The 21709-nt window shown below is 69.4% G+C and carries 20 protein-coding genes, 1 tRNA gene and 1 pseudogene; 12 read left to right on the top strand and 10 right to left on the bottom strand.

What is annotated here, in order from left to right; genetic code table 11:
• Positions 1–12 precede the first annotated feature (12 nt).
• The 3 genes from ASE20_RS14330 to ASE20_RS14320 all read left to right on the top strand — a co-directional run bounded on the left by ASE20_RS14330 (position 13) and on the right by ASE20_RS14320 (position 2646).
• Entirely contained in the window at positions 13–762 is a 750-nt protein-coding gene (locus ASE20_RS14330) for a 4'-phosphopantetheinyl transferase family protein (RefSeq protein WP_082612435.1), read from the top strand.
• Positions 763–807: 45 nt separating this feature from the next.
• Positions 808–1098 (top strand): hypothetical protein, encoded by a 291-nt coding sequence (locus ASE20_RS14325; protein ID WP_056895255.1) that lies wholly within the window; start codon positions 808–810, stop codon positions 1096–1098.
• 75 nt (positions 1099–1173) lie between these two features.
• Positions 1174–2646: an MFS transporter gene (locus ASE20_RS14320; protein WP_056895254.1), complete on the top strand. Its 1473-nt coding sequence runs from the start codon at positions 1174–1176 to the stop codon at positions 2644–2646.
• Between the two features lie 166 nt (positions 2647–2812).
• Here the strand turns inward: ASE20_RS14320 and ASE20_RS14315 are convergent, their stop codons facing one another.
• Positions 2813–3733: a family 16 glycosylhydrolase gene (locus ASE20_RS14315; RefSeq protein ID WP_162260998.1), complete on the bottom strand. Its 921-nt coding sequence runs from the start codon at positions 3731–3733 to the stop codon at positions 2813–2815.
• Positions 3734–3907: 174 nt separating this feature from the next.
• Here ASE20_RS14315 and ASE20_RS14310 point away from each other — a divergent pair, with 174 nt between their 5' ends.
• Together ASE20_RS14310 and ASE20_RS14305 are read left to right on the top strand one after the other, a co-directional pair.
• Positions 3908–5125, top strand: coding sequence for an MFS transporter (locus tag ASE20_RS14310; protein WP_056895252.1), 1218 nt, complete (start codon positions 3908–3910; stop codon positions 5123–5125).
• A gap of 109 nt (positions 5126–5234) precedes the next feature.
• Positions 5235–5522 (top strand): hypothetical protein, encoded by a 288-nt coding sequence (locus ASE20_RS14305; RefSeq protein WP_056895251.1) that lies wholly within the window; start codon positions 5235–5237, stop codon positions 5520–5522.
• Here ASE20_RS14305 and ASE20_RS24765 read toward each other — a convergent pair.
• Positions 5519–5920: a hypothetical protein gene (locus ASE20_RS24765; RefSeq protein WP_157538445.1), complete on the bottom strand. Its 402-nt coding sequence runs from the start codon at positions 5918–5920 to the stop codon at positions 5519–5521. The two genes, ASE20_RS14305 and ASE20_RS24765, sit on opposite strands and share 4 nt — an antisense overlap.
• Positions 5921–6329: 409 nt before the next feature.
• Here ASE20_RS24765 and ASE20_RS14295 point away from each other — a divergent pair, with 409 nt between their 5' ends.
• The gene (locus ASE20_RS14295; protein ID WP_157538444.1) at positions 6330–7013 is read left to right on the top strand and encodes a hypothetical protein; all 684 of its coding nucleotides are present in this window, start codon (positions 6330–6332) and stop codon (positions 7011–7013) included.
• A 273-nt stretch (positions 7014–7286) separates the two neighbouring features.
• Here the strand turns inward: ASE20_RS14295 and ASE20_RS14290 are convergent, their stop codons facing one another.
• The 3 genes from ASE20_RS14290 to ASE20_RS14285 all read right to left on the bottom strand — a co-directional run bounded on the left by ASE20_RS14290 (position 7287) and on the right by ASE20_RS14285 (position 9904).
• On the bottom strand, positions 7287–8063 hold the full coding sequence (locus ASE20_RS14290; protein ID WP_056895248.1) for a hypothetical protein: 777 nt from the start codon (positions 8061–8063) through the stop codon (positions 7287–7289).
• Positions 8060–8629: an RNA polymerase sigma factor gene (locus ASE20_RS24365; protein ID WP_200952822.1), complete on the bottom strand. Its 570-nt coding sequence runs from the start codon at positions 8627–8629 to the stop codon at positions 8060–8062. The genes ASE20_RS14290 and ASE20_RS24365 overlap by 4 nt, the downstream gene beginning before the upstream one ends.
• A gap of 198 nt (positions 8630–8827) precedes the next feature.
• Complete coding sequence (locus ASE20_RS14285; protein ID WP_082612433.1) at positions 8828–9904, bottom strand: DUF3103 family protein; 1077 nt, start codon at positions 9902–9904, stop codon at positions 8828–8830.
• 661 nt (positions 9905–10565) lie between these two features.
• Here ASE20_RS14285 and ASE20_RS14275 point away from each other — a divergent pair.
• Positions 10566–11742: pseudogene (locus ASE20_RS14275) on the top strand (IS3 family transposase).
• Between the two features lie 388 nt (positions 11743–12130).
• On the opposite strand, the gene ASE20_RS14270 reads toward ASE20_RS14275, so the two are convergent.
• A tRNA-Arg gene (locus ASE20_RS14270) sits at positions 12131–12206 on the bottom strand.
• A 305-nt stretch (positions 12207–12511) separates the two neighbouring features.
• On the opposite strand from ASE20_RS14270, the gene ASE20_RS14265 reads away from it, so the two are divergent.
• Both ASE20_RS14265 and ASE20_RS25165 read left to right on the top strand, forming a co-directional pair.
• Positions 12512–13783, top strand: a complete 1272-nt coding sequence (locus ASE20_RS14265; RefSeq protein ID WP_056895245.1) for an LCP family protein — start codon at positions 12512–12514, stop codon at positions 13781–13783.
• Between the two features lie 12 nt (positions 13784–13795).
• Complete coding sequence (locus ASE20_RS25165; RefSeq protein WP_164483675.1) at positions 13796–13969, top strand: hypothetical protein; 174 nt, start codon at positions 13796–13798, stop codon at positions 13967–13969.
• A gap of 298 nt (positions 13970–14267) precedes the next feature.
• Here ASE20_RS25165 and ASE20_RS14260 read toward each other — a convergent pair whose 3' ends face one another.
• From ASE20_RS14260 to ASE20_RS14250, 3 genes are all read right to left on the bottom strand, one after another.
• The gene (locus ASE20_RS14260) at positions 14268–14642 is read right to left on the bottom strand and encodes an MscL family protein (protein WP_056895244.1); all 375 of its coding nucleotides are present in this window, start codon (positions 14640–14642) and stop codon (positions 14268–14270) included.
• Between the two features lie 56 nt (positions 14643–14698).
• Entirely contained in the window at positions 14699–15334 is a 636-nt protein-coding gene (locus ASE20_RS14255; RefSeq protein WP_056895243.1) for an SAF domain-containing protein, read from the bottom strand.
• A gap of 71 nt (positions 15335–15405) precedes the next feature.
• Positions 15406–15750, bottom strand: coding sequence for an FmdB family zinc ribbon protein (locus ASE20_RS14250; protein WP_056895242.1), 345 nt, complete (start codon positions 15748–15750; stop codon positions 15406–15408).
• A 204-nt stretch (positions 15751–15954) separates the two neighbouring features.
• On the opposite strand from ASE20_RS14250, the gene ASE20_RS14245 reads away from it, so the two are divergent.
• Complete coding sequence (locus ASE20_RS14245; protein WP_056895241.1) at positions 15955–18534, top strand: penicillin acylase family protein; 2580 nt, start codon at positions 15955–15957, stop codon at positions 18532–18534.
• Here the strand turns inward: ASE20_RS14245 and ASE20_RS14240 are convergent.
• Complete coding sequence (locus tag ASE20_RS14240) at positions 18512–19129, bottom strand: 5-formyltetrahydrofolate cyclo-ligase (protein ID WP_225869052.1); 618 nt, start codon at positions 19127–19129, stop codon at positions 18512–18514. The genes ASE20_RS14245 and ASE20_RS14240 overlap by 23 nt on opposite strands.
• A 29-nt stretch (positions 19130–19158) precedes the next feature.
• On the opposite strand from ASE20_RS14240, the gene ASE20_RS14235 reads away from it, so the two are divergent.
• Together ASE20_RS14235 and glp are read left to right on the top strand one after the other, a co-directional pair.
• The gene (locus tag ASE20_RS14235) at positions 19159–20547 is read left to right on the top strand and encodes a UTP--glucose-1-phosphate uridylyltransferase (protein ID WP_056895240.1); all 1389 of its coding nucleotides are present in this window, start codon (positions 19159–19161) and stop codon (positions 20545–20547) included.
• The gene (gene glp, locus ASE20_RS14230; RefSeq protein ID WP_056895239.1) at positions 20540–21703 is read left to right on the top strand and encodes a gephyrin-like molybdotransferase Glp; all 1164 of its coding nucleotides are present in this window, start codon (positions 20540–20542) and stop codon (positions 21701–21703) included. Before ASE20_RS14235 ends, glp begins: the two co-directional genes overlap by 8 nt.
• The last annotated feature ends 6 nt before the right edge of the window (positions 21704–21709 follow it).

Here is a 21709-nt window from a genome sequence, read left to right as displayed (position 1 = left end):
GATTCGGGCGTGATGAGGCGCGACGTGGCAGAGGCGGTACCGGATCGTTCGGCGATCCCGGTCGACCCCTCGACGCTCAGCTCGCTCCTCGAGGTCCCGGATCCGCGCCCGAGCGCCGGCATCGGCCTCGGCGTGTGGCGGATGGCCATCGAGCGCTTCGACGACGACGAGCTCGACCTGGGTGCCCGCTGGCTCGACGACGCGGAGCGGCAGCAGGCCTCGTCCTACGTCCGGGCGGAGCTGCGTCGCGCCTACGTGCTCGCCCACGCGGCGGCCCGGCGGGTCGTCGGCCTCGCGACGGACACGCCTCCCGAGAAGGTCGTCTGGGGCCGGCACGCCTGCCCCGGCTGCGGCGAGCCGCACGGCCGGCCGCGCGCCGAGGGCGCCGCGGTCGAATTCTCGCTCTCGCACACGCCCGGCCAGGTGCTGATCGCCGTGGCCGACGTACCCGTGGGGGTCGACGTCGAGCGCCACCCCGACGACCCGGTCGCCCTCGCCGGCGTGCTCCACCCCCGCGAGACCGAGGAGATCCAGGCCGCCGCCCACGGCACCCTCGACGGGGGCCGCGCCACGGTCCGCTTCACCCGCGCCTGGTCGCGCACCGAGGCCTACCTCAAGGGCATCGGCATCGGCCTGGGCCGTGACCCGCACCTCGACTACCTCGGCACCGACGACGCGCCCGGCCGCACCCTCGGCGGCTGGGTCGTGCGCGACGTGCTGGTCCCCGAGGGGTACGGCGCCGCGGTCGCCGTGCTCAGCTGAGATCCCCGTCGCTCGCGGGTTGTGACGCCACCAGATACTGGTGACGTGGTCAGCTTCCTTCTCTCGGTCACGTTCGCCTGTGGTGTGATCATCGCCCTCGCCCATGTGGTCAACGTGCGCTTCGTGGCGCCCGTCTACGACGTGGTCGCGAACCTGACGGCGTTCGCGTCGGCCGTGGCGGCGTCCGTCATGCTCGACCACTGGATCCCCGCCGGCCTCTCGACGGTCGCCTTCGTCTGCTGGATCCTGCTGGCACGTCGTACCTTCCGGGTCCTGCGCGATCGCCGCGCCGACCAGAGCGGTGAGGAGCTCGCCGCTTCGCGGCGCCGGGCGTGAAAGCGGTGTGAAACCGGGCTGAAACCGGTGCTCCCCAGCATGGGGGTCGAACGCTGACCCGAAGGGAGACCCACCATGTCCAGCACCACGACCGTGACGGCCGGTCCGTCACACACCTATCCGTCGCTGCGTGCGGCGTGGATCCCGATGGCCGCCCTGTGCCTGGCCTTCTTCGTCGAGATGGTCGACAACACGCTGCTGTCGATCGCGCTTCCGACCATCGGCCGCGACCTCGGCAGCGGTACGACGGCCCTGCAGTGGGTCACCGGCGCCTACTCGCTCACCTTCGGTGGCCTGCTGCTCACCGCCGGCTCGGTGGCGGACCGGTTCGGCCGGCGCCGCGTGCTCCAGGTCGGGCTCGCCGTCTTCGGCCTGCTCAGCCTGCTGGTGATCCTGGTGCACACCGCCGGGGAGCTGATCGCGCTGCGCGCCGCCCTCGGCGTCGCCGCCGCGGCGATGGCGCCGATCACGAACTCGCTGGTGTTCCGGCTGTTCGACGACAAGACCCTGCGGATGCGTGCGATGACGGTGATGATCCTCGTCGGCATGTCCGGCTTCATCCTCGGCCCGCTGCTCGGCGGCACCGCGCTGGCGCACGTGCGCTGGGAGTGGCTGCTGCTGGTCAACGCGCCGATCGCGCTGGTCGCCTTCGTCGGCGTCCGGCTCGGCGTCCCCGCCGACGACCCCGAGGGCCTGACCAAGGACCGGCTCGACGTCCCCGGCACCCTGTTCAGCGTCACCGCCATCGGCCTGGCCTGCTGGTCGCTCACCAGCGGCGTCGAGAACGGCTGGCTCTCCGCGCTCACCCTCGCCTCGGCGGTCGGCGCCGTGGTCGCCGGGCTCGGGTTCGTGTGGCGCGAGCGTCGTACCGACTCCCCGATGCTGGACCTGGGACTGTTCTCCGACGGCACCGTCCGCGGCGCGGCCATCGCGCAGGTCGGTACGTCGATCGCGATGGCCAGCGTGATGTTCGGGCTGATCCTGCACTTCCAGTTCGCCTACGGCTGGAGCCCGGTGCGCGCCGGCCTCGCCAACCTGCCGATCATCGTCACGATGATCGTCGCGAGCCCGCTGTCCGAGGGCCTCGCCGCCCGCTTCGGCCACCGGATCGCCTGCCTGGTCGGCGCGCTCGCGCTGGCCGGGTCGCTGGCCGGCCTGGCCTGGGGAGTCGAGCACGGCTACCCCGCGATCGCCGCCGCCATGGTCGTGATGACCGTCGGCCTGCGCATCGTCATGACCATCTGCGCCATCGCCCTCGTCGACGCCATGCCCGCGAACCGGACCTCGATGGGCGCCGCCCTCAACGACACGGCGCAGGAGATCGGCACCAGCGTCGGTACGGCGGTCGTCGGCACCATGATCGCCGCACTGGTCACCACCCAGCTGCCGGCCGGGACGTGGAGCAGCGCTCTCGTGCAGTCCTTCTTCCACGGCGAGCGGATCACCTACGCCGTCCTCGCCGCCGTCGTCGGCCTGGTCGCGGTCGTGGGAGCGCTCACGCTCACCGACTCGCGCTCGACCGAGGAGCACCCCGCCGAGCCGGAGTGATGCGCAGGTGGAGGTGGGGTCAGCGGCGAGCGATCGCCACCACGGCGACCACCAGCACGAAGGCCCACATCACGAACGCGGCTGTCCACATCATCGTCACGTGGAGAAAGACGCGCTGGGGGCCGGTTCGGTTGCCTCCGCGCCCGGCCGGGCTCTCAGCCGAGGGTCACTTCCAGACCTTCACCCAGTCGACCTGCATCGTGGACTTGCTCGGCATCGCCGAGACGCGGGTGTTCCACGCCTTGCCCCACACCTGGGTGAGGACCATGTAGAACGGCTTGTCGAACGGCTTGGGCGAGCGCAGCAGGAACGGCTTCCAGGCATGGGTGAAGCAGACCTTGCCGTCGAACGAGAACTTCATCTCGCTCTTGTTCCACTCCACGGCGTAGGTGTGGAAGGCGGTGGACGACGTCGGCATCGCGCAGTCGTAGCCGGTGCTCTTCGAGCGGATCTCGCCGCCGTAGTGCACGGACGGGTAGACGTGGTCGGCCTTGGCGGAGAACCACTCCGCGATGTCGACCTCGCCCGAGGCCGGCCAGCGGCCGTAGGTGAGCTCCTGGGGGTAGAGCCAGAACGCGGAGTGCGACCCGGCGATGCCGGCCTCGGCGGGCATCTTGATCCGTGCCTCGAACCGGCCGTTGGTCTGCGTGAACAGCGACCGGGTGGTGATGGTGGCCGCCTCCGCGCGGGTCGCCCACGTGGTGCCGGGTGACTTGCAGCGGAACGAGGTCGGCAGGTACGTCGACGTCAGCCGCAGCACGCCGTTGCTAACCGCGATGGTGCGGCTGTTGTCGACGTAGCAGCTCAGGCTCCCGCCCGACATGGCGCTGACCTTGGTCTCGGTCACGGCCCACTTCCGGCGGTCGAGCGCCGTGCCGCCGAAGCCGTCGATGAAGGAGCAGGCGTAGTAGGTGCCGTCGGGCCGCTTGGGCCGCACCCCGCAGGCGTCGGTCGGGGCCGTCGCCGCCACGCGGGCGGTCGCATCGGCGACCGCCGGGCCGGTGGCGCCGTCGGGTGCGCCGATCGCGGGCAGGGCGACCAGGGCAGCCAGCAGGGCGGCGATCAGGGCATGGCGCGGTCGGAGCAAGGTTTCCCCCATGGCAGTTCGGCGGAGCAGCCGTTCCCGGATGCAGCCCCCAGCCCGGGGATCTGCCGGCGTCCGTCCCGGAAAAGACGAACGGGCGTCATGTTAGCGGTCACGGCCGTTCGCACAAGGCCTCTGAAAAGGTGCCGGTGCGCACGGCGTGGTTGGATCGATCCGATGTCCTCCGAAGCGGCCGGCGCCCCCGACCGAACCCGTCCGCTCGAGCGGGCGCTGGTCGTCGTCGGCATCGTCGTGCTCGCCTTCAACCTCCGGCCGGCCGCCATCAGCGTCGGGCCGCTGCTGGACGAGGTGTCGACCGGGCTGGGGATGGGAGCGGCGGAAACCGCCCTGCTCACCACGCTCCCGGTGCTCAGCTTCGCGACCCTCGGCGCCCTGGCGCCGCGCATCGCTCGCGCGGCCGGGCTGCACCGCAGCACCCTCGCCGCACTGGTCCTGGTCGTCGTCGGCCTCTGGCTCCGGACGACCGTGGCGAGCGGAGTCCTCTTCCTGCTGCTGTCCTTCCTCGCCCTGGGTGGGATGGCCGTCGCCAACGTGCTGCTGCCGTCGCTGGTCAAGCTGCACTTCCCGCACCGCGTCGGGCTGATGACCTCGCTCTACTCGACCGCGCTGGCGGTCGGCATCACCAGCTCCTCGGTGCTGACCGTCCCGATCGCCGAGGCGGGCGCCGAGCTCGACTGGCGGCGCGGCCTGCTGGCGTGGGCGCTCACCGCTGCCGTCGCGGTCGTGCCGTGGTTGGCGCTGGCGCGCCACGACGCGCACGCCGAGGAGCCCGACCGCTCCCTCGGCGCGGGAGCCGTCGCGCGGACCCGGCTGGGCTGGGTGATGGCCGTCTTCTTCGGGCTCCAGTCGCTGCAGGCGTACTCGATCTTCGGGTGGATGGCCACGATCTACCGCGACGCGGGGTCCAGCGCCCACGAGGCCGGCCTCCTGCTCGGCCTCGTCACGGGGATCAGCATCCCGCTCTCCCTCGTGATCCCCTGGCTGACCGCGCGGGTCGAGCGCAAGGGCCTGCTGCTGACCGCGATCATGGCGTGCTACCCGATCGGGTACGTCGGCCTGCTCGTCTCCCCGTCGACCGGTGCGCCGCTCTGGGCGCTCGCCCTGGGAGCCGGCACCTGCACCTTTCCCTTCATCCTGACGCTCATCGCGCTGAAGGCGCGGACGCCGGCGGGCACGGCGGCGCTGTCGGCCTTCACCCAGTCGGCCGGCTACCTGATCTCGGCCGTCGGCCCGTTCGGGGTCGGCGTGCTGCACGCGGTCAGCGGTGGCTGGACGGTCCCGATCGTGGTGCTGCTGGCGCTGTGCGTCCCGCAGTACCTGCTGGGGCTGGTGGCGGCCCGGCCGTCCCTCGTCGAGGACGAGCTGTCGACGTAGTTGCGGGACGACGTCGGTGGTGCTCCTATGGCAATCACTTTCAAACCTGAAGCTTCCTGAGCTGACGACTGCACCGAAGCGGTGTCAGGCTGCTCGGGAGCCCGATGAGGTGCAGCAGCTCCGTCAGTCGAACAAGCGGCTGGATGCCGAAGAGTGCGGTGAGCTGGTGTCCCGGTACAAGGCTGGTGGGACGGTGCGAGGGATAGCGCGGGAGTTCGGGGTGCATCATCAGACGGCACGGCGGATCCTGGACGATGTGGCTGCCGCCGTTCAGATGTACGAGAGCGGCGTCTCGATTCAGCAGGTGGCAGAACGCTTCCATCAGAAGTACCAGTCAATGCGGCAGGAGCTGCTGCGTGCTGGCGTGGTGATGCGGCCGTCAGTGGCTGAGCGTTAGGCGGCTCGGTCTTCGGTGTCACTACGGTTCGGCTCATCGGCGAGCTTGAGTAGTGCCCGGGCGAGCTGCGTCGCATCAGGGTCTGGTCTCATGACGCCGCGGACGTAGATGCGCCGGCTACTACTCGGGACACGAGTCGGTGGGCGTACCCGCCTGGTCATGTCGAGCGCGGTGAATGCCCTGCCAGCACGTTGGGGGAGCGAGGGATCTTCGGCTGTGTGCCGTGCTCGTTCTTCGAGCAGCTCTGCGTCGGTGCCGAGATTGGTCGTCTGGAAGAAGACGTGCAAGTCATGTTGCGCCTGCAGTGGCAGGTGCGAGAAGGCGCCTTGGTCATCGCGGTAGAGCCGCATGAGCTGTTGGCGTTGGTTGAGGTAGTCGGGGTTGGTGAGGCGGGGCACTAGACCATTGTCGCGTTTATTCCTGAGTTCATCCTTAGGCAGCCGCGTCTTTGCGTGAGATAATCGGGCTATTATGCTCAGAGTTGGTCACAGTGATGAATAGCCGAGAGCTCGCCACTTTCATATTGCTTGGGCTGGCGGTAGTGCTCGCGCTGTCTGCACGCTCTACTCGCCCGTCCGCACTCGGCGCGGCGAAGAGCTTCTTCAACTGGAAGATCGCTGTCCCCCTACTCGCCTTTGGCGCTTGGACCACCGCTCTGGTTTGGCTGGCGGCCAAGTTTGAATCTGGACAAACTCGCTCACGGGCAGCACTCTGCTTTGGTTCCTGTTCGTAGGATTCGTCTGGTTCCTTCACATCGGTGAAGCGGGCAAGGACCCGGACTTCCTAAAGCGGCGCATGGTCGAGGCGGTGGGACTCGGCGCCTTCCTGGAATGTTTCGTGAGTCTTGAGGTTCTGCCGCTATACCTCGAGTTCCCGCTGCTGGTGTTTACAGCTTTCGTGGCGATGCTCGATGCCTTTGCTAAGAACCACGACGAGTTAAAACCTGCGGCGCGATTGACCAGCATTGTGCTGGTGCTGATCGGTGTCACGCTTCTGTTCGTGTCGATCGAAGGCCTCGTTGATAACAAGGCGAACCTGGATGGACGCGACGTACTCAACCAGTTCCTCCTGCCAATGTGGCTCACCATCGGCGCGGTGCCCTACGTGTACGCCGTGGCTCTCTGGGCCGGCTACGAGTCTCTGATGATCAACTTCAAGATTTGGAACGATCGCCAACGGGTTCCGTTGAGAGTCGGTCTTGGCGCGGCGGTAGAACTTCGAGGGTCTCTGGTGGATGTCGCCGGCTTCCGCGGCATGGCGGCACGACGCGCGGTGGAGTCAAATTCCTTCGCCGGCGCACGCGCTGCGGTGCGTGAGTTCAAGGAGCAACGAGCAGCGGACCGAACAACTCGCGCTGCAGCCCGTCGGCGACTCGAACAGAACACGGGCGTGGTGGGCGTTGATGAGGACGGGCTGGTCCTGGACCGTCGCGAGTTCAGGGAAACCAAGGAATCACTCGAGTGGCTCGCGTCGTGCCAGAGAGGGACCTGAGGCGCCTCAGCAACGCGGATTCGAGGCGCTTCCCCAAGCCCGTGGTGCACATGCTGCTGGCGTACCGCGACCACCCAGACTTTGACCGCGCTTGGTTGCGGGAGCTGGCACCAGACCTTGCGCCTTGACCTGCTGTGCCCTGGGGCCTTCCTTGAAGCGCAAATGGCAGAGACCCCGGCGTCTCGGGTCGCCGGGGTCTCTGAGGTGAAAAATGCCATTTCGCCAGGGGCCGCTGCCAGTAGAAGTGCGCGACGGCAGAGCCTTGCGCTGGGCCTAGGGGAGGCGGGCCGGTCGGTCGCTCCCGTCTGTGAGGTGCACGGTGTACGACCACGACGTACCGTCGTCCGGCCACCACGCGACAAACCTGCCGCTGGCGACAGACGCCTCGATGTCGAGGCCTGATGAACTGTGCACGGTTACCCCGATGACGTCCTTGCCGACAACTCCGGTTGCCCACGTGAACCAGCCTTCACTGGTCGTGCTGCTCATGGCCGTACCCTCGCTGATGGTGTCAGCGCCGGGCGTCGGCAGAGCGGCGGCACCGCCGGTGTGAGAGCCGAAGACGTCCTCCCTGCCGACAGTCTCGCTTCCTACCGCCTTGTCGGGCATCAGGCAAACGGCCTCGGACTCATTGCCAGCGAGAAGGACGAAGGTCCAGTCGCCCCGGCTCTCGGCGATCGTCACGCGCTCGCCCCGGTCCTTCGTACCAAAGAAGTCCGTGCACGTGGCACCGGCGTTGTCGGCCTCGGCGCCGATAAGCGCCTCGGGCTTCGGCGTCCACGAGGCGTATGCGCTGCCTCCGCCGAGCAGCACCGCCGGGATCGTGATGCCCGCGGCGCCAGCCAAACCGGTAGCCACGAGCAGTCGCCGGCGACGCGGTCGCGGGCGGGACGGTTCCACTGGCACCGGACCGTCAATGGGCGTTGCCACGATTCGAGCAAAAGTGGCCTCAGCGCGCTCGCACTCGGCCGTGGTCAGTGCGGCGGCCGGCGCCGGGTCGAGGTCCCGCACGGCAGCCGTGATCAAAACGTCGTCCTTGTTCCGGGTCATTGGGCGCTCCTTTCAGGGGCAGGATGGGAGGGGAGATGGTCGAAAGGAGTGGCATTGAGGTGGCGCCGTAGGGCGCGCCGCGCGCGGGACAGTCGTAGTCGAAACGCCGCCGATGAGATGCCGAGGACTCTTGCCGCCTCGGGCGCCGTGAGTCCGTCCAGGACTGACAGTGCGAGGGCCTCTTGGTCGGTTGCGGGCAGCCGACGCCATGCGGCAGAAACGTCGACCCGCGACATGACCAACTCTGCGTCGGTTCGGTCGTGCTCTTCCCCGCGATGAACCTCGCCGAGACGCACGGCGACGGCGTCGTGCCGCTCCTCGCGGCGCCGGCTGTTCTGCAGCGTCTTACGGGCCACTCCGTGAAGCCAGGCCCGTGCATCTGAGAGCTCAGCCGGCACATCATCGAGGCGGCGCCACGCGACCAGCATCACGTCGCCAACGATGTCTTCGGCATGGCTTCGGTGCACTCTGCGTGCCACGAACCGCAAGAGATCGCCGTAGCTCGCGTCGTAGAGCTCCCGAAAGCGTTGCTCACGCACCCGAGTGGGCGAGCTTGAGGGTTCCATACTCTGTTCCTGTCGAGACTGGTACGAGTGTGTCATCAGAATCCGAAAAATCTTCTTGGCTTGCGTCGCCCGTCGAGTCCGACGCCCACGTGCCGCGAGATCCGGGAAGTTGCAGTTCTGTTGGTGCGAACATGGTCCGCCCCCCGCGAGCAAACGCTCACGGGGGGCGGACCACAGTCACAACGACGATTGGAACGGCTAACTGGTCATCTGCCAAAGCGCCGTCCAGGACAACTGGTCCCAGTCGTTGGCGCCTGCAAAGTCCGAGTAAGGGACTCGGCCGCCGCCGATCTTGTCGTCGTCATTGTCCATCTGGACACCGAACTTGAAGCCCTTCCACTCGAGGGAATAGTCGAAGCTCCCGCCGTCGTCTTCCCACCAGTAGAAGACCACGGCGCAGGTGGTGCGGCCTAGGTAGCGCGACTTCTGCCACCCGTCGCCGTCGTTGTTGAGCTCTTCCCAGTTGTAGTCGTCGTAGACGAAGCCGCAGCCGTCGCCCTTCGACTCCATGTTGATCTCGGCGTCGCCCCCGGTCCAGCCTTCCTTGTCATCCTCGAGGTAGATCACCTCCATGCGAACCTCGTAGGAGGTCACAGCGGCTGCAAGTGAGGTGTCCGCGACCGGCTTGGCGCTGCGATCGACCGACTCCTCGTTCTTGAGCTTGCCGGTCTCGTCGGTTCGCTCGTTCAGACCAACCACGATCACGGGGTTCTTCGGCGGCGTCTGGCCGTCGAGCAGCACGGTGTTGCCCTTCGCGTCGTAGGCAGTGACCGTGTCGAGTGTGGTGTCGTCGACCCCTTGGGGGCGGATCGCAACCAGGGGGGTGTAGTCGGACGGATTCCACGAGTCGAAGTTCACCGGTACCGCGATCTGAAGCCGGGGATAGGCGCGAGCGGCGGCAGCAATGTCCTCGCTCGTGGTCCGACTGGTCTGCGTCCGGTTGGCCGCTGCGGCGACCTTCGCGTTGAACGTCGATCCTTCGGCCACGGCACTCCAAAGCGCGTCCTCGTCACCGTCGAACCGCTTTCCGACGGCCGCATGAACGGACTTTCGGACCCCGGCATCGGAGACGCCAGCCGCCAACTGTCGAGCCAAGTCGTCAAGGACGCGGTTGGTACGTGCGTCGGCGGCCGAGATCTCCGGCGCCTGGCCGACGGCTTCCGCCTGCAGGGTGCTGTCTGCCGACACGTCCGGGGTCGCCATTACTGACGGCGCCGCGACCAGTGGCGCAAGCAGCAGTGTTGAGGCGAGCAGGAAGTTCTTCTTGCGAAGCATGGGCAACTCCGAGAAAGAGGGGTATGGACGCAGTGGACCGTATGCCCGTGACCCGGTTCGCAAGTCAGAGTTTGGAAGATTTTACCAAGGTTCTTGGCAACGCCGGTGTCATTGCGAGGCATCTGAGGTGGAACTTCTAGTCCCTTACTCCCTACATGCCAAGCGGCCTCCCCTGCTGCGGCTGCCGGTCGTGGAGCCAGTAGGGCGAGTACCCAAATCGCAGCCAAAGTGGGCGCGTGTGCATGATCGATTGTCCGACAGCGACGTGTGGCGGCTCGTGCAGGCCTATGTCGACGGCGCTTCAACGCGGCAAGCTGATGCCCGAGTTTCGGGTTGAGCAAGGGATCCGTACTCAAGTTGCTCAACGAACACGGCGTGACACGTCGGCGGAAGTACTTCAGCCAGGACGATGTCGCAAAGGCGCAGAGTCGTCTGCGGGTCTGAGAGAAGTTCCGCAGACGCGGTTGACTGGATGAGGGGTCGGGCGTTACAACCAAGCCTCCTCAGGCACGAGTTGTACGGGCGTACCACGCGATGTAGGCGAGCACTGCGGCCAGCCCAACAACGAACGCAGCGAATCGCGCCCCGATTCGGGTCTGCTGCACGGATAGGTGACATCTGATCTGCGTCGATGTGCGTCGGCGCTGGAAGGATGTGCACCATGCCGAAGGCGTTCCCCGAGGAGTTCCGCGAGGACGTGATCCGGGTCTACCGCGACTCCGATGCCTCACTCGCCCAGGTCGCGAAGGACTTCGGCATCTCGCCGTCGTGCCTCAAGCGATGGATCACCATCGACGACCGCAGGTCCGCGACGCCATCGCATGCTGCGCGTGCCGCGAACGAGTCCGACGCGCTTCGTGAGGCGAACAAGCGAATCAAGCTCCTCGAGCAGGAGAACGAGGTGCTGCGCCGCGCCGCGGCCTATCTTTCCCAGGCGCACCTGCCGGGAAAATGATGTACCCGCTCGTCCGCGAGCTGGCCGCTGATGGGATCCCTATTGCGGTGACGTGTCGGGTGCTGAAGCTGGCCCGCCAGCCCTACTACCGATGGCTCGCGTGCCCGGTGACCGACGCTGAGCTGACCGCCGCCTACCGCGCCAACGCTCTGTTCGATGCCCACCGCGACGACCCCGAGTTCGGCTACCGGTTCTTGGTCGACGAGGCCGCGACGCCGGCGAACCGATGGCCGAACGGACGGCATGGCGGATCTGCTCCGAGCTCGGCTGGTGGAGCGCCTTCGGCAAGAAGCGCGGCCGCAACGGCAAGAAGCCGGGGCCACCCGTTCACGACGACCTGGTCGGGCGGGACTTCACCGCTGATGCTCCGAACCGGCTCTGGCTCAGTGACATCACCGAGCACTGGACACGCGAAGGCAACCTCTACCTCTGCGCGATCAAGGACGCCTACTCCAATCGGATCGTGGGCTACTCGATCGACTCACGGATGAAGTCGCGGATCGCCGTCGCTGCGCTCGACAACGCTGTCGCGCGCCGCAACGCCGAAGGCGTGGACGTGGCCGGCTGTGTCCTGCACACCGACCGCGGGTCGCAATTCAGGTCCAGAAAGCTGGTTCACCGACTCAACCGGCACGACATGGTCGGATCGATGGGCCGCGTCGGTGCGGCTGGCGATAACGCCGCGATGGAGTCGTTCTTCTCGCTGCTGCAGAAGAACGTCCTCGACCGGCGGACGTGGAACACCCGCGAAGAGCTGCGGATCGCGATCGTGACCTGGATCGAGAGGACCTACCACCGACGCCGACGACAAGCCGGTCTCGGCCGATTGACCCCGGTCGAATACGAGCTGATCATGAAGCCCGCCGCCACCCAGGCTGCCTAACCCCAACTGTCACCTGTTGGTGCAGCAGACCCCGTCGTCGACAACGCGCAGCAGGCGCTCGACCTGGCGGGAGACTGTGGGCGGGCGTACGCCGAGCCGCCGGACTCGGTGCGTCGAGCGATGAATCAGGCGCTGTTCGAGCGGCTATACGTTGAGGACGACCGAGTCCGTGCCGTGTTCGCAGAGCCGTTCAGGACGATCTACGACGAGTTGGTGGCGGTCGAAGCCAAAGACGTGTCCGCCGAGCGTCGGAGCGATGAGGGAAGACAGACCGAGCATGGCCGCTTCACGGCGCAGCTCGATGCCGCACTCCGACGACGCGGACGGGGGTCAAGAACGAACAAACCTGCGCTTTGTCGGTATGGCGCAGGTTTGAGTGATAGCAGTTTGGTGCCCCAGGCAAGAGTCGAACTTGCGACCTTTCGCTTAGGAGGCGGCTGCTCTATCCACTGAGCTACTGGGGCGTGGGTCCCATCTTGTCAGGGCGACGCCGGTCCGGCCGAGTCGGGGCGGCGCGCGGTCGATTGGGCCGCAGGCGGCCCAGCGGTGACAATGGGGGTGCCCATAGCACAGCCCGGCTTGCTCCCGGACCGTACGGTGGGTGCCGCGCCCTTGGGCGCCGTCGGCAGCTGACTCGGCAGCGCGTTGGCAGTTCAGAACCACAGTTCCGCCCCGAGGCGGCCGCACGACCAGGTGATTGATGACGCAGGTAGCCCCTCCCCGGTCCCGACCGGGTGGCCCCAGCGAGCCGGGAAGCCGGGCTCGCCGCGTGTCGACCTCTCGTGAGGTACGACGCAGCCGGGGCTCGCGCGCCCGGGGCCGCCGCAAGGCGCCGCAGCCCGGCAAGACCGTCTTCAAGGTCATCGCCTCGAGCCTGCTCAGCCTCGGCCTGCTGACCGGGATCGGCGTCGTCGTCCTCTACAACAACCTGAACGGCAACATCGACCACAAGGAGATCGCCGCCCAGCTCGGCAACGACCGTCCGGCGAAGGAGAAGGTCGCGGGTCCCCAGGAGCCGCTGAACGTCCTCGTCATGGGGTCGGACAGCCGCGCGGGCAAGGGCAACGGCATCGACGGCGAGTCGGGCGGCGGCCTGTCCGACACCACGATCCTGTTCCATCTCTCGGCCAACCGGAAGTTCGCGTACGGCATCTCCATCCCGCGCGACAGCGCGGTCATGCGGCCCACCTGCTACAAGGAGGACGGCAGCGAGATCGCCGGCACCTCCGGCTACGTCAAGTGGAACGAGGCCTTCGCGGCCGGCGGCCCGGCGTGCACCTGGCGGCAGCTGGAGCAGCTGAGCGGGATCCGCATCGACAACTACGTCGTCGTCGACTTCAACCAGTTCAAGGACATGGTCAACGCCCTCGACGGGGTCGAGGTCTGCATCCCCGAGGACATCGACGACCCGAACCACCAGGTGCACCTGAAGGCCGGCACGCGCGAGATCCACGGCAAGGAGGCGCTGACCTACGTCCGCGCCCGCTACCGCATCGGTGACGGCACCGACCCGAACCGCACCCGCCGCCAGCAGGCCTTCATCGGCTCGATGATCAACAAGGCGCTGACCGCCGGGATGCTCGCCCGCCCGGACCGCCTGATCCGCTTCATGAACGCGGCGACGTCCTCGCTGCAGACCGACTTCGACGGCATCGCGCAGATGGTCGACATCGCCGCGACCGCCAAGGGCATCGGCGCCGACAACATCAAGTTCGTCACCACGCCGTGGGTCTACTCCGACAAGGTCAGCGCCGGCATCGAGTGGACGCCGGAGGTGCAGAAGCTGTGGCGCCTGGTCCGCAAGGACAAGCCGCTGACCGCCGAGTTCCTCAAGGACGCCCTCAGCGCCGGCGACAGCCCCGACGGCACCCCGTCGGCCGGCGGCACCGGCAGCAGCTCGACGGGCGGAGCATCCAGCACGGCCACGGACAAGGCGAGCGACGAAGCGACCGACAAGGCGACCGACCCGGCCACCAACGGTACGACGGACGGCTCGTCGGGCCTCTCCAGCGAGGGCCGCGCCGCGGCCGGCCTCTGCTGACCGGGAGGGCACGTGACGACCTCGGACGAGCCGGACTGGAAGCGCAAGCAGCGTCTGGCCGAGATCTTCGGCGACGTGCTGCCGTCGGTCACCCGGGACGAGAAGGACGACCGTCCGGCGCCCAGCAAGGGCGAGTCCGCGTCGGAGAAGTGGCTCAAGGAGCAGGTGCCTCCGCACCACGGCTGAGCCGGGGCTCGGGAACGGCGCCTCTGACGCGTCCCCGACTCTTCTTTCGGGATCTCGGCGGGGTGGCTCCTGGGGCGGCCGCGCGGTAGCCGACCACCGCCCGGCCGCAACCCGGCCGCCGACCCGACCCTCCACCCGACGCGTCCCGTCGCTGTTGCTTGCGAACGCCACCACCGACCAGCCGCACCATCGCGCCGACGATCCCGGAGCGCGATCCGACCGGAGCGTCAGCAGAGCCCAGGAAACGCGAAGGGCCGACAGGTCGCCCTGTCGGCCCTTCGGTGGCGGTGTCAGCAGATCAGCGCGCGGCCAGCGAGTCGCGGATCTGGGTGAGCAGCTCGACCTCCGGGGCCGGCGCCTCGGGGGCGTCGGGGAAGAAGCGCTCCTTGGCCTTGGTGTAGGGCAGGACCACGAGGAAGTAGAGGATCGCGGCCAGGATCAGGAACGAGATCACGGCGGTGATGAAGGTGCCGATCGGGATGCCGACGCCGGCCTCGTCCTTCCAGATCGTCACGTTGTCGAAGTTCGGGCTGCCGCCGAAGACGCGGGAGACGAAGCCCATCAGGACGTCGGTGAAGGTCTTCACGACGGCGGCGAACGCGGTGCCGATGATGAAGGCAACGGCCAGGTCGACCAGGTTGCCCTTGAGAATGAACTTCTTGAAGCCGTCCATCTTTTCTCCTCTGTTCCGAGACGGTGGGGTGGGCGAGGTGCTTCCAGCCCGAGAATCTAACTGCGACGCCATGTATAAGTCACGTAGGCAGCGACGGCTGCGGCCGTGACTCGGTACACGTCCGACGAGTGCAAGCCCACCACGACCAGGCGTCCCGGGAGGGCATCGTCCCCGGCGTGCCGCCCGTCGGGCAGCGCCAGCACGACCACATCCGACGCCAACGGCTCGGCCGTCCTGGCCCGTGGGTCGGTGGCGACCAGGTCGAGCCGGTCGCCCACGGTGAGCAGCGTCGCCTGGCCGGCGTCGGCGAGCCGGACCGGCAGCGCGACCGTCCCCGGGGGCTGTGCCGCGGCGAGCCCGGCCCCCACCAGTCGTACGTCGGTCACCGCCTCGCCCGCGCGCAGCGGAGCCGCCAGCACCCGTCCCTCCGGGGTGCCCACCACCCCGTCCGGTACGACGCCCGACGGCACTGCCGCGTCGACCAGGTCGCCCGCGGCGAGCACGTGGCCGGCGGGCAGGTCGCGTCCGGCCACCCGCACGGCGGTGGTGGCCGGCGGTGGCGGCGCGAGGGTGTGCAGCGTCGCGGCCACCGCCCCGGCGACGAGCAGGGCGGCGATCGGCCGGCGCCGGCGCAGGACGCGGCGTCGTACCTCGGTCAGGGTGTCGGCGATGCGGCGCCCGGGGGAGTCCATGCCCGCGACGCTAGGCGGCGCGAGCACCGCCCGCGGCGCTCATCCACAGGCGCCCGGGACGAGCTCGGGGATCAGGCGGGAGAGGCGGCCGCGCCGGACGACGTCGACGAGCTGGAGCTGCTGGACGAGCCGGACGAGCTCTTCGAGGACGAGTCCGAGGAGGAGGTCGACGAGCTGGAGCTGGACGAGCCCGCGTCCGAGGAGGTCGAGCTCGCGGCCGGCGTCGTGGCCGTCGTCGACGAGCGGCTGTCGGTCTTGTAGAAGCCCGAGCCCTTGAACACCACGCCGACGGAGTTGAACACCTTGCGCAGCACGCCGTTGCACTCGGGGCAGACGGTCAGCGCGTCGTCGCTGAAGCTCTGGACCTGCTCGAACGCGTGGCCGCACTCGCTGCAGCGGTACTGGTAGGTGGGCATCGTGAACTCCGTGTTGGCACTCTCGACTGTCGAGTGCCAAGGATACGTCACGGGTGGGGGCGTCGCTCAATCCGGCGGCCGGGACCCGGCACAATGGCGCCCACCATGGTGGAGGCAGGCAGCAGCACGGAGGACATGCCCGGAGCGGCACCGCATCACCGGACGCGGCGAGGATTCCGTGCCTGGTCAGGGGCCCTGCGCTGGATGGCCGGCATCGCCGTGCTGCTCGTGCTGGCGCTGGTCGCGGGCGTGGTGACGGCCGTCGTGATGGTCCGCCGCCCGTGGCCGGAGACCAGCGGCGAGCTCGAGCTGTCCGGCCTCGAGGGCGAGGTGCGCGTGGTTCGCGACGACGCCGGCATCCCACAGGTCTACGCCGACTCGATGCACGACCTGATGCTGGCCCAGGGCTTCGTGCACGCCCAGGACCGCTTCTTCGAGATGGACGTGCGCCGGCACGCCACCGCCGGCCGGCTGTCCGAGCTGTTCGGCGAGGACGGCCTCGAGAGCGACCTCGTGGTGCGCACCCTCGGGTGGCGGCGGGTCGCCGAGCAGGAGCTGACCATGCTGCGCCCGGCGACGCGCAGCGCGCTCGACGCCTACGCGGAGGGCGTCAACGCCTACCTCGCGGGCCGCTCCACCTCGGAGATGGCCCTCGAGTACAGCCTGCTCGGGATCAGCGGCCTCGACTACACGCCCGAGAAGTGGAGCGCCGTCGACTCGATCGCCTGGCTCAAGGCGATGGCGTGGGACCTGCGCGGCAACCTCGACGAGGAGATCGGCCGGGCCTTGACCACCGCCACGGTCGGGGCGCGGGCGACCGAGGAGCTCTACCCGTCGTACCCGTTCGGGGAGCACCCGCCGATCGTCGACCAGGGCGGCCTGCGCGGCGAGGAGTTCGACCAGGACGCCACCTCGGGCGACGGGGGGCCGCTGCAGCGCCCGGCGCCGGGCGGGCACCGGGCCGTCGCGGCCCTGGCCGGCGTGCGCGACGTGCTGGCCGGCGTACCGGCCCTGCTCGGCAAGGGCGACGGCATCGGCAGCAACAGCTGGGTCGTCGACGGCGACCACACCAGCACCGGGTGGCCGATCCTCGCCAACGACCCGCACCTGGGCATCTCGCTGCCGGGCGTGTGGGCGCAGGTCGGCCTGCACTGCCGCGAGGTCACCCCGGACTGCCCGATGGACGTGTCCGGCTTCAGCTTCTCCGGCGTCCCGGGCGTCGTGATCGGCCACAACGCCGACATCGCCTGGGGGTTCACCAACCTCGGCGCGGACGTCACCGACCTCTACGTCGAGCGGGTCGCCGACGACACGTGGCAGTACGACGGGAGGACCCGCGCGCTCGACGTCCGCGACGAGCGGATCGAGGTCCGCGACGGCGACCCCGTCGACATCACCGTGCGCTCCACCGACCACGGCCCGCTGCTGTCCGACCTGACCGCGGTGGACGAGCGCCTCGACGAGGTCGACCTCACCACCGACGGGCTCGTCGACGAGGTCGACCAGGTGGGGGACGCGGAGGAGGACACCGACAGCGCCTGGGAGACCGGCGTCTCGCTCGCGTGGACGGCGCTCGAGCCGCACCCGACCGCGGATGCCCTGCTGGCGCTCGACACGGCCGACGACTGGCCGTCCTTCCGGGCCGCGCTGCGCAGCTTCGCCGCCCCCGGCCAGAACGTCGTGTACGCCGACACCCAGGGCCACATCGGCTACCAGGCCACCGGGCTGGTCCCGATCCGCAGGGCCGGCAACGACGGCCGCACCCCGGCCGCCGGCTGGCGCGCGGACACCGGCTGGACCGGCCGCCACGTCCCCTACGACGCGCTCCCCAACGTGCTCGACCCCGCGTCCGGGATCATCGCCACCGCCAACCAGGCGGTGATCGACCCGCGCCGCTACCCGCCGTTCCTCACCGAGGACTGGGACCAGGGCTACCGCTCGACGCGGATCAACCAGCTCCTGGCGGCCGACGACGAGCTCAGCGTCGACCAGATGGGCTCGATCCAGCTCGACGACTGGAGTGCGATCGCGGAGGTGCTGACGCCGTACCTGCTGAAGGTGGGGCTGCCGCACGGCTACTACTCCGACGGCCAGCGCCTGCTCCGCTCCTGGAACCACCGGCAGGGGGCGGACAGCGCCGCCGCGGCGTACTTCAACGTCGTGTGGCGCGAGGTGCTCGAGCGCACCTTCGCCGACGAGCTGCCCGACGTCCTGGAGCCCGACGGCAGCGACCGCTGGTTCGCCGTCGTCGCGTCGATCCTGCCCCGCACGGCGAACCACTGGTGGGACGACGTCGAGACCGACGACCAGGTCGAGGACCGCGACGACGTGCTCCGCGAGGCCATGATCGCCGCCCGTGACGAGCTCACCGCGCGCGAGTCGCCGAACGCCGACGAGTGGACCTGGGGTGCGCTGCACGAACTGGAGCTGCGCTCCGCGACCCTGGGCGAGTCGGGCATCGGCCCGGTCGAGTGGCTCTTCAACCGCGGCCCCTGGGAGGTCGGTGGCGGTGGCTCGCTGGTCGACGCCACCGCGTGGGACGCCCGCGAGGGCTACGACGTCACGACCGCCCCGTCGATGCGGATGGTCGTCCCGATGGACGACCTCGACGCGGCCCGCTGGATCAACCTCACCGGTGCCTCGGGCCACGCCTTCAACCCGCACTACACCGACCAGACCGACCTCTGGGCCAGGGGCGAGACGCTGCCGTGGGCGTTCTCCGCCGACGCGGTCGAGGACGCCGCCGACGACGTGCTGGTCCTCACCGACGGCTCTGCTGGTTGAGCGGGAAGCGGGTGAGCCCGGACGGGCTCGCCGCCGCCGTGACCGGGCGGTCGTGCGGCTCGGCGGGTACGTCGGGCAGCAGCTCGTCGTCGTAGAGCAGGATGCAGGTGAAGGTGCCGACCGGCACCCGGCCCAGCGCACGGTCGTAGGAGCCGCCCCCGCGCCCCATCCGCACGCCGTCGGCACCCACCGCGAGGCCGGGCACGAGGACCGCGTCGGCGCCGGCGATCGCGTCCACGCCGACGGCCGGGGACAGCGGCTCCAGCAGGCCGCGCCGGGCGGGGGCGAGCGACGCCGGCCCCGTGAACGGCGCCCAGTCGAGGTCGTTGTCGGGCAGCAGCACCGGCAGGATCACGCGCTTGCCCGCGTCGACGAGGCGGTCGAGCAGCGCGGTCGTACCGGGCTCTGCGCCGACCGAGACGTAGCAGGCCACGGTGGCGGCCCGTCGTACCTCCTCGGCGGCCAGCAGGACGTCGGCGATGGAGCGCGCCGCCTCGCCCACCTCGGCCAGCGGACGGCGCTTCCGGGCGGTGAGGAGCTGGTCACGGAGTGCCAGTTTCCTGATCGCACCGTGGCTGGTTTGCCCATCAGTCACGGGACGAGCCTACGATCGGAAACATGGGTATGAGTGGTCGGAGCAGCGGCCTGGAGATGGCGCGGGCGAAGATGGCCGCCGCCGGGGTCGATCCGGTGGCGATCGACACGTTCGCGCACTACTACCGGCTCCTCGAGCACGGCGAGACCGGAATGATCCCCGAGGCGAGCATCGACCCGGTCGACATCGAGAGCCTGGCCGACGCCGAGGTGCCCGACGACGTGGCTGCCGACGCGATCGGGAGGACCGTCGCCATCAAGCTCAACGGCGGCCTCGGCACCTCGATGGGCATGGAGCGCGCCAAGTCGCTGCTGTGCGTGCGGCGCGGGCTGTCGTTCCTCGACATCATCGCGCGCCAGGCGCTGCACCTGCGCTCGGCGTACGACGCCCGGCTGCCGCTGATCTTCATGAACTCGTTCCGCACGTCGGGCGACACGCTGCACGCCCTGGGCCGCTACGACGAGCTCGCCGTCGGCGACCTGCCGATCGAGTTCCTCCAGAACAAGGAGCCCAAGCTGCTCGCCGACGGGCTCAAGCCGGTCGAGTGGCCCAAGGACCCCGACCTCGAGTGGTGTCCGCCCGGGCACGGTGACATCTACACCGCGCTGCGGGGCACCGGCCTGCTCGACAAGCTGATCGCCGAGGGCTACCGCTACGCCTTCGTCTCCAACTCCGACAACCTCGGTGCGGTGCCCGCGCCGCGGGTCGCCGGGTGGTTCGCCGCCTCGGGTGCGCCGTTCGCGATCGAGGCCGTGCGTCGTACCGCCTCGGACAAGAAGGGCGGCCACTTCGCCCGCCGCAAGGCCGACGGCCGGATCGTGCTGCGCGAGACCGCGCAGACCCTTCCCGAGGACATCGAGGCGCTGGCCGACCTCAGCCGGCACCGCTTCTGCTCGACCAACAACCTGTGGTTCGACCTGCAGGCCATGAAGGACAAGCTCGACGAGCGCGACGGTGTGCTGGGACTCCCGCTCATCCGCAACGAGAAGACCGTCGACCCGGCCGACCCCGACAGCCCGAAGGTGATCCAGGTCGAGACGGCCATGGGTGCGGCGATCGAGGTGTTCGCGGGCGCGCGGCTGATCGAGGTCGGCCGCGACCGGTTCATCCCCGTCAAGACCACCAACGACCTGCTGGTGCTGCGCTCCGACGTCTACGAGATCGGCACCGACTTCGCGCTGACCCAGGTCGCCACCGACGTGCCGTACGTCGAGCTCGACGACGACCACTACAAGGTCGTCGGCGAGTTCGACAAGCGCTTCCCCGAGGGCGCTCCGTCGCTGGCCAAGGCCTCGTCGCTGAAGGTCGAGGGCGACTGGACCTTCGGCCACGGCGTGCAGGTCGTCGGCGACGTCGAGCTGGCCGGCAAGGGCGCCCAGCGGATCGCGGCCGGCGAGGTGCTGTCCGGGAATGAGTGACCCCTCGGTCACCGAGCACCGGAACCGCATCCGGACGGCGATCACGCCGCTCCCGCCGGTCGACGTCCCGCTCGCGCGGGCACGCAACCGCGTGCTGGCCGCCGACGTGACCGCGGTGCTGTCGGTGCCTCCCTTCGACCACTCGGCCATGGACGGCTTCGCCGTCCGCGCCGAGGACGTCGTCGAGGTGCCCGTGGAGCTGCCGGTGGCGGGGGTCGTCGCCGCCGGCGATCCGGTGACCCCGCTCAAGGCCGGTACGGCGATCCGCATCATGACCGGGGCCGAGGTGCCGCCGGGCGCGGACCTCGTCGTCCCGTTCGAGTGGACGTCGGGAACCGACCCCGTCCGCGTGCTGCAGACCGCCGCCGCCGGCCGCCACATCCGGCGGCAGGGCGAGGACGTCGCCGCCGGCGACATCGCCCTGACGGCCGGAACCCTCCTCGGTCCCGCGCAGCTCGGCCTGCTCACCTCGATCGGCCGGACCACCGTCCCGGTTCGCGCCCGTCCCCGCGTGGGCATCGTGTCGACGGGCGCCGAGCTGGTGAACGGCCACGTGCCCGACAGCAACTCCGCCACCCTTGCGGCCGCGGCCGCCGACCTCGATGCCGACGTCGCCTGCTTCGGGCCGGCCCCGGACGACCCCGACGGCTTCCTCGTCCAGCTGCGCGAGGCGGCCGCGGCCTCCGACCTGGTCGTCACGACCGGCGGGGTCTCCGCGGGGGACCACGACGTGGTCAAGGCGGCGCTGCGCGACCTGCCCGGCTTCTGGTTCGGTCCGGTGGCGATGAAGCCCGGCCGTCCCCAGGGCTTCGGGGTCCTCGACGTCGACGGCCGGCAGGTCCCCGTGCTCTGCCTGCCCGGCACGCCCGTCGCGGCGTACGCCTCCTTCCTGCTCTACGGCAGCGGGGCCGTGGCCGCCCTCGCCGACCCCGATCGGATCGAGGTCCGCCTCGCCCGGCTGGCCGTTCCTGTCCAGGCGGGGGACCGCACCGTTCTCCTCCCGGGGGTCTACGACGAGAATGACCACGTCGTCCCGTTGCCGGGGCACGCCGGCCACTCGCAGCGGCTGCTCGCGCAGGCCGAGGTGTTGCTGGTCGTGCCCCCGCACGAGCAGGAGATCCCGGCGGGAGGCGCGATCGAGGTGCTCTTCCTGTGAAACCCA

It is taken from the genome of Nocardioides sp. Root240 (assembly GCF_001428825.1).
Classification (GTDB): domain Bacteria; phylum Actinomycetota; class Actinomycetes; order Propionibacteriales; family Nocardioidaceae; genus Nocardioides.
Note: the sequence above shows the minus strand (reverse complement) of the source record. Positions and strands in the feature narration are given on the sequence as shown.